We start from the raw sequence: 15,527 nt of genomic DNA, 5'->3' as shown, positions 1-15,527 counted from the left end.
CAGCAACTGTCCGCAGAAACATAGTCAGCGGACAAAATGCCAGCGATTAAGGCAGCAACTGTCCGCAGAAACATAGTCAGCGGACAAAATGCTAGTGATTCACGTTGTAATTGTCCGCAGAAACATAGTCAGCGGACAAAATGCTAGTGATTCACGTTGGAACTGTCCGCAGAAACAGAGTCAGCGGACAAAATGCCAGTGATTGAGGCTGTAATTGTCCGCAGAAACAGAGTCAGCGGACAAAATGCTAGTGATTCACGTTGTAATTGTCCGCAGAAGCAGAAGCAGCGGACAAAATGCTAGTGATTGAGGCTGTAATTGTCCGCAGAAGCATGAGCAGCGGACAAAATGCCAGTGATTGAGGCTGTAATTGTCCGTAGAAGCATGAGCAGCGGACAAAATGCCAGCGATTAAGGCTGTAATTGTCCATAGCCCCACAAGCTGCGGACAACCAAAATCAACCTAGTTTTTCCAGCACAGCCACAATCACAATTGTCTTTAAAATATGTCCGGTCCGTCATTCAAATTGATGCAGTACACAGAACACCCTATTGATATATTCGGTGAATATCAACAGAAATAGCATTTTTTCCAATGAATGACGAGTTCCTTATCGCGATCGCGTGGATCACAAATGTTCCTTGCCAACGAAGAATTTTTACTTCAAGAGTTGCCCTTATCAACCTCTGACCTCTTCCTCCGATCCTCTACAATATTTAAAGAAGGGGAGACAAGGTTGTAGCAACTTTTTCCTTCGTTTTTTCAAAAAATGATCTGCTCTTAATCTGCTCTAACGTAATTTCCTCACCACGCTGGTAAAAATCTTCTTCAATCTCATCCTTCACTTGTCGAATCCATTCCTGATCAGAAATAATACAATTGATTTCATGGTTTAAATGAAAGCTGCGCTTATCGAAATTAGCTGTCCCAATATCCACAATATCATCATCAATGATAATGACCTTTGAATGATAAAACCCTTTATTAAATTGGCGGATTTCCACACCTGCTTTCAATAGTGATTCGATGTAAGGAATGGCAGCGTCCTTAACTAATGGATGATCTGGCGTCTTCGGAATTAATACTTTTACGCGTACTCCTTTTTTTACCAAATCAAGCAATGCATTTTGAACCTCGGAACCTGGAATGAAGTAAGGGGTCCCAATCATAACGGATTTCTTGGCTCGATGCAAAAGGGACACGATTGTTTCCTTTGCGTGTGTTCCATTTGTAGGAACAATTTGTACTTTTAACTTCCCCTTTTCTAATAGAGGGAAGTTCTTCTCATCATGTGGAATCGTTTCGTTCGCTGATCTTTCCCAGTCATTTAGATACTGCTTCTGTAAGTCTGCCACTGCCTCTCCTGCTAGCTTTAAATGGTAGTCGCGCCATGGCCCCATTTTTGGATCACGACCTAAATACTCATCACCAATGTTATAGCCGCCTATATATCCAATTTTTCCATCAATGACAGTGATCTTACGATGATTACGTTCATTTAGTGTGTAGAAGAAATATGGAAAAGAAGGGGGATTTGCTTTGGAAAATTGTATTCCTGCTTCCTTTAACTTAGCTAGTGACTCTTTTGAGATTTTAGAGCCTATCCAGTCCACCATTAACCGGACAGTCACACCTTGACGTGCCTTTTCCATTAGATTCCCGAGCATTTTTTTTCCGATATTATCATCGCGAAAAATATAAAAGTACATGTGAATGTGGTCTTTAGCCTTCACAATTTCCTTAAACATATCGTCATAAAGCTTATCTCCTTGAGAAAAAAAATGGGCATCACTCTGTCTAATTGGAGCTTCTTTATATTGTTTAATAGCTGCTTGGTGTTTCTTGTAACCTAAATAAATATCCACTGTTATCCAGGCAATGATGAGGATAAGGATTATTATAAGTGCCATCAGAAACAAAGAAACCCCTCCTGAGAATATGTATTTTTTGGCTTTGATTAGTTAGCTTTTCCGAAAAAACGGTTTTTTACTACTTTTTGCATATGAAGGGTTATTCCCCTATGTTATTGAACATAAGCTTGTTGCTTTTGAAAAAATAAGATTCCGACTTTTGTTTTTACATGTGCGAAATTAATTCATAGAGGTGGAAAAGGAGTTGATTATAGTTCTATTACTTTCAAATCTAAACTGCCCAACCCCCAATTAGACTGCATATTTTCAAACATTAGACAATATAGTATTAACAAACTTAGTATGAATGAATACTCATTCAGTAAAAATTGTGCTATAATGAAAACCGAATAATAATTATTTTCAGAATAAGGTGTGATTTCGGGGGCGACATGGGTAAATATATAATGCTTTAGTTCATTTTTTATCCAACAACCAACATCAACAGCACCAAGAGCACCAACCAACACCAGTAGCATCAACCAGCACCAATAGCATCAAAGCACCAAGAGCTTCAAGAGTCCCACTAATTAACACCTGTCAGCAAATTAAGTCTAGAAGAAAGGGGAGCTTTACTTGGAACCAATTATCATTAACTGGATTTTATTTTTACTCGTAACAGGATACGCACTTTATTTATTTGCGTCATTAGTTAAGACGCGGATGGAGTACATTAAGCTAGGGAAAAAAGCAGAATTTAATCTCACTGTAAAAGAACGGTGGGAGGCCCTTTGGACGATGGTATTCGGTCAAAAAAAGCTGATGAAGGACAAGAAAAGTGGAATTATTCATGTCATGCTTTTTTACGGATTCCTGCTCGTTCAATTTAGTGCCATTGATGTCATATGGAAGGGGCTAGCACCAGAATCACATCTGCCACTAGGTCCAATATATCCATTCTTTACTTTTTTCCAAGAAATAGTCGTACTTATGATCCTTGTAGCTGTAGTTTGGGCGTTCCACCGCCGATATGTGGAAAAGCTCGTCCGATTAAAGCGAAATTTTAAAGCAGGATTAGTTCTAATTTTTATCGGAGGATTGATGATTTCCAAGCTATTTGCAAAAGGAATGGAAATGATCTGGCTAGATAAAGGGACTACTGGATTTGAGCCGATTGCATCTGGGATTGCAACCGTTTTCAGCGGGGTTAGCGCCACTGCTGCTGGAATAGCATTTTTCGTTTTCTGGTGGATGCACTTGTTATTCCTTCTAGTATTCCTTGTATATATTCCACAATCGAAACACGCCCACCTTATTGCAGGGCCAGCGAATGTTTGGCTCGGACCGACGCATAAGAAAGGGCAGCTGGAGTCCATCAACTTTGAGGACGAAGATGCTGAGAAGTTTGGGAAAAATCAAATTGAAGATTTTGACCATAAACAACTACTTGATCTATACGCATGTGTGGAGTGTGGGCGCTGTACAAATATGTGTCCAGCAACTGGAACAGGGAAAATGCTGTCACCAATGGACCTCATTGTAAAAATGCGTGACCATTTAACAGAAAAAGGTGCTGCAGTAACATCAAGAAAACCGTGGTTACCATCTTTTGCATTTAACCATACAAAAGGAAACCAACTAGCCGCAGCTGCTACAGGTGCGGGGCAAGCAGGACAAGAGGCTGCTGCAACTGTTGTAGATCCATATGATGTAAGTCTTATTGGAGATGTCATTACGGAAGAAGAAATTTGGGCTTGTACAACATGCCGTAACTGTGAGGACCAATGTCCAGTAATGAACGAGCACGTAGACAAAATTATTGATATGCGTCGTTACCTTGTGCTGACAGAAGGAAAGATGGATACGGAAGCGCAGCGTACAATTAAAAATATTGAGAAGCAAGGGAACCCTTGGGGTATTAACCGTAAAGAGCGTGAAAACTGGCGTGATGGTAGGGACGATATCGAAGTTCCTACAGTGAAGGATCTTAAGAAGCGTGGAGAAGAATTTGATTACTTGTTCTTTGTTGGATCCATGGCGTCTTATGATAACCGAAGCCAGAAGATTGCCCAGTCTTTTGCAAAAATCATGAATGAGACTGGCATTAAGTTTGCAATTCTAGGAAACAAGGAAAAGAACTCAGGTGATACGCCACGAAGAATTGGTAACGAGTTCTTATTCCAAGAGCTCGCAACTGCAAACATTCAAGAATTTGAGAAAAATGGTGTGAAGAAGATTATTACAACAGATCCTCACATCTATAACACATTTAAAAATGAGTATCCTGACTTTGGACTAGAAGCAGAAGTCTATCACCATACAGAACTAATATTCCAATGGCTTCAGGAAGGGAAGATTAAGCCTACGAAAGAAGTAAATGAAACGATCGTATACCACGATTCATGTTACTTAGGAAGATATAACGATGTGTATGATGCACCTCGCGAAATCCTGAAGTCCATTCCTGGTGTAAAACTAGTTGAAATGGAACGTAACCGTGAAAACGGAATGTGCTGTGGCGCTGGTGGAGGTATGATGTGGATGGAGGAGGACACGGGAACTCGCGTAAACGAAGCCCGTACAGAGCAGGCTCTTGAAGTTTCACCATCAGTAATTGGAAGTGCTTGTCCTTATTGCTTAACGATGCTAAGTGATGGAACAAAGGCGAAGGAAGTAGAAGATGATGTGAAAACGTTAGATATTGTAGAGATTTTAGAAAAATCTTTAGACATAAAAAAGGAATCTGAGGCTGTTTGAAGAAATAAAGTATGAAGAACAGAAAATTCTAAATATTCGGGTGTCTCGTATGAAATGCGAGGCTCCCGAATAGATATGTTATTAGATATTCTTTACAGATTTAAAGATTAGTAAATTTGTGGAACAAACTGAAGTTTACGAGGTAACTGTATCTTCTTTTAGATCAAATCATTATTCAAGAGTCCTTAATAAAGAACTGTTGATGAGACCGGAGCAAGTGAGACACCTTCGGGATCAAAGGCAGGGGTAAGACCCCGCAGTGCGAATGCATGAGGAGGCTTACCAGCTGCCCGAGGCAAAGAAGACACTGCGAAGAATGAGTAGATGTCGCACTTGTACCTTGCGTGAAAGCGAGTTTGCGCAGGTCTCATCAACAACTTTATATGAATGGCCTTATAAATAAAAGCCAATTCTTCAAATATAGATTCTTTTTAAGTGACCTCTAAGAAGCAGACTGTAGTTTTTCCAACAAATATTATTCTCAAGTTATCTTTAAAGAAAGTAGTTCACTAGATTTGTAAGCGCTTAAAAACATTGTCAAAGGGAACTGAGCGAGCGTTCGATCAACCACCATATATCGAACAGCGCGACACCAGTTTTAATGGGGCTCTGTTAAAAAATCAACTTCAAATTTTAACATAGCCTTTAAAAAAAGGGAGGCTTTAAAAAATGGGGAAAACAGTAATTGTAAGTGGTGCGAGAACACCAATTGGTAAGCTAGGGGGCAAACTATCGAGTTTTACAGCTTCACAATTAGGGGGAAAGGCGATAAAAGAGGCTTTAATTCGAGCAAACCTGGATGGGAAAGATGTGGACCACGTTATCATGGGGTCTGTTCTACAGGGGGGACAGGGTCAACTACCTTCACGACAGGCGATGCACGAAGCAGGAATACCATGGGAAACGGAAACAGAAACAATTAATAAAGTCTGTGCTTCAGGCATGCGTAGCGTCACGTTAGGGGATATTCTTATTCAATCTGGTGAGCAAGAAACCGTTGTTGCCGGTGGAATGGAGTCCATGAGTCAGGCACCGTTTTTTGTCAAAGGGGCAAGGTTTGGCTTCAAGATGGGAGAACAAAAATTCCATGACATGATGACCCATGACGGACTGACTTGTACATTCACTGGCGTTCATATGGGCACGTATGGAAATGGTGTTGCTTCTGAGTGTGGATTGACCCGTGAGGCACAGGATAAGTGGTCGTTTGAGAGTCATCAAAAAGCTGTGAAAGCAATGGAGGCTGGAAGGTTGGATGAGGAGATCGTTCCTGTTGAGGTGCCACAGCGAAAGGGAGATCCTTTAGTTGTCAATGCTGATGAGTCTCCAAGGGCAGATACAACCATTGAGAAACTAGCAAAGCTAAAGCCAGTTTTTGGAGCTGATGGGACGATTACAGCTGGAAATGCGCCTGGTGTTAATGATGGTGCGGCAGCCGTTGTTTTAATGAGCGAGGAAAAGGCTAAGGCGCAAGGAGCTACGCCATTAGCGACAATCGTGGGGCATGCCCAACTTGCAGTAGAGCCAGAGAATTTCCCGAAAACGCCAGGGTTAGTGATAAATAAGCTTTTGAAAAAAACAGGAAAGTCTGTTGCAGAAATTGATTTATTTGAAGTGAATGAGGCGTTTGCTGCAGTAGCTTTAGCAAGTGGACAAATAGCAGAGTTGGACCCAGCAAAGCTTAATGTTAATGGTGGCGCTGTTGCTTTAGGTCACCCAATAGGGGCGAGTGGAACGAGAATTATTTTGACATTAGCATATGAGTTGAAACGTCGTGGCGGAGGTATTGGAATAGCTGCAATCTGTAGTGGCGGCGGTCAAGGTGATGCTGTGATGATTGAAGTGTAAAAAGCCAGGAGTTCGAAGGGAGCTGATGATTGGAATGGATATAAAAAAAGTGATGGTAATTGGTGCAGGACAGATGGGCTCAGGTATTGCGCAAGTTTGTGCTATGAATGGCTATGATGTCATTCTTCATGATTTGAAAGAGGAATTTGTAGATGGAGGATTGTCCAGTATAAGGAAACAACTCCAGCGCCAAGTGGATAAGGAGCGCATTGCAGAGGCGGATATGGAAAGGTTTTTGAGAAGAATCCAATCATCTACCCATCTGTCTAATGCGGAACAGGCAGATATCGTGATTGAAGCTGCAACTGAAAACTTGGAAACAAAGAAAAGAATTTTTGCTCAGCTAGATGATATTGCTCCAGAAAGAACGATCCTAGCCACTAATACATCATCATTACCTATTACGGAAATTGCTGCTGCTACGAAACGGCCAGAAAAGGTTATTGGTATGCATTTCATGAATCCAGTACCTGTGATGAAGCTTGTAGAGGTGATTCGTGGATTGGCCACTGCTCAGGAAGTCTATGAATCTGTGGAAAAAATGGCAGTATCTTTGAAGAAAACGGCAGTGGAAGTGAACGACTATCCTGGCTTTGTGTCTAATAGAATCCTCATGCCTATGATCAATGAAGCAATTTTTACAGTATATGAAGGTGTAGCTAGCCCAAAGGATGTGGACGAAGTGATGAAGCTCGGTATGAACCACCCAATGGGGCCGTTAACATTGGCTGACTTCATCGGACTCGACACATGCCTTTATATTATGGAAACACTGCACGAAGGCTTTGGAGACGACAAATACAGACCTTGTCCTTTGTTAAGGAAGTATGTAAAGGCTGGCTGGCTTGGGAAAAAATCAGGCCGAGGCTTTTACAACTATGAAGGTTAGGTGACATATATGGAGCTAACTTTCACAGAAGAGCAGAAAATGTTGCGCCGCATGGTAAAGCAATTTGCGGAAGAAAAAGTGGCAAAAGCAGTAGAAAAGATGGAAGAAACAGATGAGTTCCCTACTGAAATCATTAAGGAAATGGGGGAGCTAGGGTTAATGGGTATCCCGATTCCAGAGGTCCTAGGTGGCTCCGAAATGGATTACCTCTCCTATATTATTGCCATTCATGAGCTTTCGAAGGTTAGTGCAACGGTTGGAGTTATCTTATCCGTTCATACATCTGTTGGCACGAACCCTATTTTACACTTTGGAACTGCGGAGCAAAAGCGCCGATTTATACCAAAGCTTGCTTCAGGGGAGTATTTAGGTGCCTTTGCATTAACGGAACCTGGCGCGGGGAGCGACGCTGGGGGCATGAGAATGACTGCGTTCAAAGAAGGCCAAAACTACATTTTGAACGGGGAAAAAATGTTCATAACAAATGCTGGCGCAGCGGACACTTACGTTGTTTTCGCCAAAACAGATCCTGCAGCTGGTACAAAAGGTGTCAGTGCTTTCATCGTCGAGAAGGATACGCCAGGCCTATTGGTTGGTGCGAAAGAAAAGAAAATGGGAATCCATGGTTCGAATACGAGGGCACTTTCCTTCTCAGATGCAAAAGTGTCAGCGGAAAACCTCCTCGGACGTGAAGGAGAAGGCTTAAAGATTGCCCTCGCTAATTTAAATAAGGGGCGCATAGGAATCGCAGCCCAATCCTTAGGTATTGCTGAAGGGGCACTTGAAGCAGCAACTGCTTACGCAAAGGAACGAAAGCAGTTTGGAAAGCCGATTGGATTGCAACAAGGCGTGGCGTTCAAGCTTGCTGACATGGCGACGAAGGTGGAGGCAGCAAAATTGCTTACCTATCAAGCAGCAGATTGCATTGAAAAAGGATTGCCGGCAGTGAAGGAAGCATCAATGGCAAAACTATTTGCCTCCAATACGGCAATGGAAGTAACGACAGAGGCGATCCAAATTTTCGGTGGCTATGGCTACACGAAGGAGTACCCTGTGGAGCGATATTTCCGAGATGCGAAAGTGACGCAAATCTATGAAGGAACAAATGAAATTCAACGAATAGTGATCAGTAAACAGCTGTTGAAATAGTAAATGGGAAGAGAAGAAAGAGGGGAAGTAGACATGTTTTTTAAACTAACAGATGAACAAGAAATGATTAGGAAAATGGTTCGTGATTTTGCAGAAAATGAAGTAGCACCTACTGCAGCAGAGCGTGATGAAGAAGAGCGATTTGATCGTTCTATCTTTGATCAAATGGGGGAGCTGGGATTAACGGGTATTCCGTGGCCAGAGGAGTATGGGGGAATTGGTGCTGATTACCTCAGTTATTGTATCGCGGTGGAAGAGTTATCTAGAGTATGTGCCTCAACGGGTGTTACCCTTTCGGCCCATACGTCCTTAGCAGGGTGGCCTATATATAAATTCGGAAATGAAGAACAGAAACAAAGATTCCTCCGTCCACTAGCAGAAGGGAAAAAGTTAGGTGCATATGGACTGACAGAGCCTGGTTCTGGTAGTGATGCAGCAGCTATGAGAACAACAGCTGTGAAAGATGGAGACGACTATATTCTTAATGGTTCAAAGATTTTCATCACGAATGCTGGAGAAGCGGAAATCTATGTTGTTTTTGCATTGACGGAGCCTGAGAAGAAACATAAAGGGTGCACGGCATTTATTGTAGAAAAGGGCACACCAGGTTTTTCAATGGGGAAAAAGGAAAGTAAGTTAGGAATAAGGTCATCACCTACCCTTGAGATCATCTTTGACAATTGTCGCGTTCCTGCTGAAAACCGTTTAGGGGAAGAAGGGGAAGGGTTTAAGATTGCCATGATGACGCTTGATGGTGGGCGAAACGGAATCGCAGCTCAAGCAGTAGGAATTGCACAAGGTGCCCTTGATGCAGCCGTTGATTATGCGAAGGAAAGAAAGCAATTTGGAAAGGCGATAGGTGCGCAGCAGGGAATAGGATTTAAGATTGCAGATATGGCCACAAAAATAGAGGCGTCTAGACTATTAACCTATCAGGCTGCATGGCGTGAGAGCGAAGGCATTTCTTATGGTAAGGAGTCGGCAATGTCCAAGCTATTTGCTGGGGATACGGCAATGGAAGTGACAGTAGAGGCGGTTCAAGTGTTTGGCGGCTACGGCTATACGAAGGAGTACCCTGTGGAACGCTATATGCGTGATGCCAAGATTACTCAAATCTATGAAGGAACGAATGAGGTGCAAAGACTCGTTATCTCAAAAATGCTGTTGAAGGATTAATAAAATTGGCGAGCGAGCATTTTAACAAGGGGAGGTGGGGCAATTGAAAATGGATATGGACGCAACGAAACTCGCAGAACAAATCGTAAGTGGGAATCATCGAGCTCTGGCTAAAGGGATTTCACTTGTTGAAAATCGAAGCTCAGATCATAGAAAACTATTGTCCCTCCTCTATCCCCATGTTGGTCGTGCGCAAACGATTGGTATTACTGGTTCGCCAGGTGCGGGGAAAAGCTCCCTTGTCAATGGACTCGTTAAGGAATGGCGCAAACAAGGGAAAACAGTGGCGGTCGTTGCTGTAGATCCTACGAGTCCATTTTCAGGTGGAGCTCTACTTGGTGACAGGGTCCGCATGCGTGATCATGACGAAGATGAGGGAGTTTTTATTCGTAGCATGGGAACGAGAGGGAGTTTAGGGGGATTATCTGAAGCTTGTCAAGATGTGGTTCGTTTAATGGACGCAGCGGGATTTGACCTTGTTGTTGTGGAAACGGTTGGAGTTGGCCAGTCAGAGTTGGATATTATGAAAACAACTGACACCGTCGCTCTTGTCCTATATCCGTCTGGTGGAGATGTCATTCAAGCTTTTAAAGCAGGCATTATGGAGATTGCCGATCTCTTTGTCATCAATAAAGCGGATCTCCCGGGGGTGGATCAGCTCCGTGGCGAGTTACGGGATCTTATTCATATAACAAAGGGAGAAGAAGATTGGAATCCACCAATAACAGAAACGGTTTCCACGCAAAAACAAGGTATGGAGAACGTAGTGGAAGAGGTGTTGGCTCACCATCACTACTTAATTTCCTCAGGTAGGAAAACTGAGCGGAGGTTCAGTCAACGAAAGCAGGAAGTGATGCGTCGATTACATGAACGTTTTACGGCTGAGATAGAACAGGTGGTAGAGGAGTATATGAATACGGAAGGTGAATCGCAAGACCCTTATGACGCTGCCGAGCATATATACGAGCGGTGGAAAGATGAGGGGGAGGAGAATTGAGAGGGAACTTGTGGAAGCGGGGCCATCGAGTTTTTTAATGAATGATGCGGGAATCTGCGAAGCGAGGAAAAAACTGAGTGTTACTGAATCATACGGAATTTACGAAGTGGGGTTTTCGATTTTCTCACTGAGATCTGAGAATTTGAGAACAGGAGCAGCAGAATAAGAAGGGTGCTTGGGAGGAGGAAGCAGCGGTTGATGAAAAAGAAAAAAGTACCATCACTAGTAAAGGATGAACGATTAATCAAGACAAGAAGAGAACAAATTGTAAAAGCCGCCGTCGAGCTTTTTAACAGAAAAGGCTATCATGGCACAACAACGAGAGAGGTTGCCCAGGCTTCTGGATTTAGCATTGGGACGCTTTATGAATATATAGGCTCTAAGGAAGATATTTTGTATCTCGTCTGTGATGCTGTTTACGATGAGGTTGTGGAAAAATGGGAGCGACTTGTGGATAAAAATTTAGTGGGGCTTGAACGCCTCCATCAAGTGATTCAATCCTATTTCCGAGTCGTGGATGACTTACAGGACGAAGTGCTTGTCATGTACCAAGAGTCAAAAGCACTGTCAGGAGAGGCGTTAAACTATGTTTTACAGAAGGAATTAAGCATGAAGGTCATGTTTGAAAAAGAGATCAGGTCTTGTATAGAAAAGGGACTGATTACCATTGATGAAGAGGAGATTTCCCTCGCTTGCCATAACATTCTTGTTGCAGGTCATATGTGGACATTTAGAAGATGGATTATACAAAAAGAATACGATATAGAGGCTTATTGTGACTTGCAGATAGCACAGCTTTTTCGTGGGTTCCAAATCAAGGACCATAGTTTTCAACCAGCACGCTCAAACATAAACTCGGAGGGAAGATAACATGGAAATGAAATATCAACCGAAGCATGCAGTTCGATTTGTTACTGCATCAAGTTTATTTGACGGCCATGATGCTTCTATTAATATCATGAGGAGAATGCTGCAGGCAACTGGGGCTGAAGTAATTCATTTAGGACATAACCGTTCCGTAGATGAAATTGTCCAGGCAGCAATACAGGAAGATGTGCAAGGGATTGCTATTTCCTCCTATCAAGGCGGACATGTGGAATATTTTAAATACTTGTATGATTTGCTACATGAACGTGGCGCTTCTCATATAAAAATATTCGGTGGTGGCGGTGGGGTTATCATCCCATCGGAAATTAAAGAGTTGCAAGAATACGGGATTACGAGAATCTATTCACCAGAAGATGGACGACAGCAGGGGCTTCAGGGAATGATAAACGAAATGGTAGAATTATGTGATTTCCCATTGGACGATGTGGAAGATTTAGATACGGAAAATCTGAAGAAGAAAGATTCAAAGTCAGTAGCAAGGCTGATAAGTATTGCAGAACAGAAGACTTTCCAAGAAGAAATTTCAGAAAATGCTGACTTATTTTTTTCTAAAGCTGTTACGGAGGTGAGCATCCAATCAGAAATTCCTGTCCTTGGGATTACGGGTACTGGCGGGGCCGGGAAGAGCTCACTCACTGATGAACTTGTGCGGAGATACTTAATGGCTTTTCCAGAAAAAACATTGGCCATTCTTTCCGTAGACCCTACGAAACGAAAAACTGGAGGAGCCCTCCTCGGTGATCGGATTCGAATGAACGCCATCCACCACCCGCGTGTATACATGCGTTCCTTAGCAACGAGGGATAGCAGGCAGGAATTATCTAAAGCAATTGAAGAGGCGATTCGCGTTGTGAAGCTTGCTGGCTATGACTTAATTATTGTGGAGACGAGCGGGATTGGGCAAGGGGATGCTGCCATTACCGATGTTGCTGACGTGTCCATGTATGTGATGACAAGTGAATTTGGTGCGCCAACACAGTTGGAAAAAATCGATATGATCGACTTTGCAGATTTGATTGCTATAAATAAGTTTGAGCGGAAAGGTTCAGAAGATGCTTTACGTGAGGTTCGAAAGGCGTATCAGCGAAGTCATACCTTGTTTGAGAGGAATGTAGAGGAAATGCCTGTATATGGAACGATCGCAAGCCAGTTTAATGACGCAGGTACAAATCGATTATTTTACGAGCTAGCTCAAGTGCTTAGGAGGAAATACGGTGAAGATAAATGGGAGACTGATTTTGGGAAAAATGATGAAATCACGTTGAAAAAAGTCATTATCCCTCCAGAGCAAGTTCATTATTTACGAGAGATTTCCCAATCCGTAAAGCAGTACCATGATGAGACAATAGAAGAAGTAAAAAAAGCAAGGCGCTTATTCCAAGTAGAAGGAACGTTGGAAGCTCTCCAGGAGTTGGGGGAATTAGGAGGGGCAAAGTCAAGGAACGCAGTGGACGTCGGGCACGCAGGAGACGCCAGGCAAGCAGGAGACATCAGGGAAGTCGAGCATGCAGGGGACAGCGGGAACGTCGGGGATGTCGGGGGCCCAGTGGACGCCAGAATAGAAGGTTTACGGGAACGAATTGCTGATTCCCTAAGTGAAGAAACGAAGGAAACGATAGAAACATGGGAAGATAAAAAAGATAAATACAAGCAAGATAAGTTTGTGACAAAAATTCGTGATAAAGAAATTGTTACTGAGCTTAAGACTAGAAGTTTGTCTGGCCTCGATATACCAAAGGTAGCCCTACCTGGTTTTGCAGATTATGGGGAAATTGTTCGTTGGGTTCGCAAGGAAAATGTTCCTGGCGAGTTCCCGTACACTGCAGGAGTTTTCCCATTCAAGCGAAAAGGGGAGGATCCAAAGCGACAATTCGCTGGCGAAGGTGGCCCGAGCCGAACGAACCGGCGCTTCCACTACTTGTCAAAAGATGACGAGGCAAAACGTCTGAGCACGGCTTTCGACTCCGTAACACTATACGGGGAAGACCCTGATTACAGACCAGATATTTACGGGAAAGTCGGGGAGAGTGGTGTGAGCATCTGTACCCTCGATGATATGAAAAAATTGTATGATGGCTTCGACCTTTGTGCACCTACCACCTCCGTATCTATGACAATTAATGGCCCTGCGCCAATCATCTTGGCCATGTTTATGAATACAGCGATTCAACAGCAATTAGATGCTTTTGCAATACAAAATGGTAGAGATCCAAATGAGGCAGAGCGTGCTGAAATCAAGGAGTTTACTTTGTCAACCGTGCGTGGAACAGTCCAAGCTGACATTTTAAAGGAAGATCAAGGACAGAACACGTGTATTTTTTCTACGGAATTTGCCCTCCGAATGATGGGCGATATCCAACAATATTTTATTGATCACCGCGTGAGAAACTACTATTCTGTTTCAATTAGCGGTTACCACATTGCCGAAGCGGGGGCCAATCCGATTAGTCAACTGGCCTTCACACTAGCTAATGGATTCACTTATGTGGAGTACTATTTAAGCCGCGGAATGGACGTGAATGACTTCGCGCCGAATCTATCTTTCTTTTTTAGCAATGGACTTGATCCTGAATACACAGTAATCGGCAGAGTTGCCCGGCGTATTTGGGCAGTGGCTATGCGGGAAAAATACGGTGCGAATGCTCGAAGTCAGAAGTTGAAATACCATATTCAGACATCAGGGCGCTCCCTTCATGCCATGGAGGTAGACTTCAACGATATTCGAACGACTCTTCAGGCATTGCTAGCAATCTATGATAATTGTAATTCCTTGCACACAAATGCTTACGATGAGGCTGTAACAACACCAACCGAAGAAAGCGTGCGGCGCGCCATGGCTATACAAATGATCATTACTAAGGAGCTCGGATTAGCAAAGAATGAAAATCCACAGCAAGGATCCTTTATTGTTGAGGAACTGACTGACCTTGTGGAAGAAGCCGTCCTTCTTGAATTAGAGCGAATGAACGATCGCGGGGGTGTTCTGGGTGCAATGGAAACCCAATACCAGCGTGGAAAAATTCAAGAGGAGTCTCTTTTATATGAAACGTTAAAACATAATGGTGACCTCCCAATCATCGGAGTTAATACGTACCTCAATCCAAATCCTCCTTCAGAGGAAGAATTTGAAATGGAATTAGCTAGGGCGACTAAAGAAGAGAAGGAAGAGCAAATAAGCAACTTACGGAAGTTTCAAGAGCAGCACAAGGAGGAGGCCCAGGTGGCCTTGGCCCGTCTAAAAGAAGTAGCTTTGACCGGAGGAAACCTGTTTGAGGAACTGATGGAAACTGTAAAAGTAGCAAGCCTAGGCCAAATAACTGGTGCACTCTATGAAGTGGGTGGGAAATACAGAAGGAATCTGTAAATGTAGATGGGGATTTTTAATTGTTGTTGGTTATTTTGAGCGATTGTAATTGTAATTTTCGATAGGGATTTTGAGCAATCGTAAAACGTGCACCTCACAAAATGTCTACTAATTTTGTGAGGTGTATTTTTTAAGGGGAAATATAGAAAAATTTTTTAGTTTTTTATGGATTATGGAGTTTATGGATGGCTTTGAGTTCAGAATGAAGACTAATCCGCAAACTAACGACAAAACGCGTTTAGTCAGCTTCGGTATTGTCGTTAGATGCGTAAACGAAACGATTTGAGTCTTCATTTTTGTTGTTTTGTGGTAACCAAAATCAGAACTATATAGTATTGTTCCATATTAAAGACCATTTCCCTATTGCTGTCGCGGGGACCTCAAAAGCGTGTTTAAGGTATTTTCAGCATGTTTATTCATGTTGCAAATATCTCAGCTGCGGACAACTGGCAAGTGTTTGAGGTTGTAAATGTTCGCAAAATCAGTATCAGCGGACAAAATGCAAACGAATTACGCAGTAAATGTCCGCAGCAGCAGTATCAGCGGACAAAAGGTAAGCGAATCAAGCTGCAAATGTCCGCAGCAGCAGAAGCAGCGGACAAAAGGTAA

10 protein-coding genes are annotated in these 15,527 nt (G+C 42.9%); 9 read left to right on the top strand and 1 reads right to left on the bottom strand.

Going from position 1 to position 15,527, the window contains the following annotated elements; translation table 11 throughout:
- Nucleotides 1–716: 716 nt before the first annotated feature.
- On the bottom strand, nt 717–1,910 hold the full coding sequence (cls, locus tag BW724_RS21375) for a cardiolipin synthase (protein ID WP_088078139.1): 1,194 nt from the start codon (nt 1,908–1,910) through the stop codon (nt 717–719).
- Between the two features lie 576 nt (nt 1,911–2,486).
- On the opposite strand from cls, the gene BW724_RS21365 reads away from it, so the two are divergent.
- From BW724_RS21365 to BW724_RS21320, 9 genes are all read left to right on the top strand, one after another.
- Entirely contained in the window at nt 2,487–4,607 is a 2,121-nt protein-coding gene (locus BW724_RS21365) for a (Fe-S)-binding protein (RefSeq protein ID WP_088077093.1), read from the top strand.
- A gap of 669 nt (nt 4,608–5,276) precedes the next feature.
- The gene (locus BW724_RS21360) at nt 5,277–6,455 is read left to right on the top strand and encodes an acetyl-CoA C-acetyltransferase (protein WP_088077092.1); all 1,179 of its coding nucleotides are present in this window, start codon (nt 5,277–5,279) and stop codon (nt 6,453–6,455) included.
- A 34-nt stretch (nt 6,456–6,489) separates the two neighbouring features.
- A complete protein-coding gene (locus tag BW724_RS21355) occupies nt 6,490–7,344 on the top strand; it encodes a 3-hydroxybutyryl-CoA dehydrogenase (RefSeq protein WP_088078137.1) in 855 nt (284 codons plus the stop codon).
- Nucleotides 7,345–7,353: 9 nt separating this feature from the next.
- Entirely contained in the window at nt 7,354–8,493 is a 1,140-nt protein-coding gene (locus BW724_RS21350) for an acyl-CoA dehydrogenase (protein WP_088077091.1), read from the top strand.
- 33 nt (nt 8,494–8,526) lie between these two features.
- The gene (locus BW724_RS21345; RefSeq protein WP_088077090.1) at nt 8,527–9,669 is read left to right on the top strand and encodes an acyl-CoA dehydrogenase; all 1,143 of its coding nucleotides are present in this window, start codon (nt 8,527–8,529) and stop codon (nt 9,667–9,669) included.
- 49 nt (nt 9,670–9,718) lie between these two features.
- Nucleotides 9,719–10,666, top strand: a complete 948-nt coding sequence (gene meaB / locus BW724_RS21340; RefSeq protein WP_088078135.1) for a methylmalonyl Co-A mutase-associated GTPase MeaB — start codon at nt 9,719–9,721, stop codon at nt 10,664–10,666.
- 198 nt (nt 10,667–10,864) lie between these two features.
- Nucleotides 10,865–11,536, top strand: a complete 672-nt coding sequence (locus tag BW724_RS21330; RefSeq protein WP_088078133.1) for a TetR/AcrR family transcriptional regulator — start codon at nt 10,865–10,867, stop codon at nt 11,534–11,536.
- Nucleotide 11,537: 1 nt separating this feature from the next.
- Nucleotides 11,538–14,918 carry a methylmalonyl-CoA mutase family protein gene (locus BW724_RS21325; protein ID WP_088077088.1) on the top strand — a complete coding sequence of 1,127 codons (3,381 nt, stop codon included), beginning with the start codon at nt 11,538–11,540 and terminating at the stop codon, nt 14,916–14,918.
- Between the two features lie 408 nt (nt 14,919–15,326).
- Entirely contained in the window at nt 15,327–15,527 is a 201-nt protein-coding gene (locus tag BW724_RS21320; RefSeq protein WP_088077087.1) for a hypothetical protein, read from the top strand.

It is taken from the genome of Litchfieldia alkalitelluris, from assembly GCF_002153425.1.
GTDB classification, from domain to species: Bacteria; Bacillota; Bacilli; order Bacillales; family Salisediminibacteriaceae; genus Evansella; species Evansella alkalicola.
Note: the sequence above shows the minus strand (reverse complement) of the source record. Positions and strands in the feature narration are given on the sequence as shown.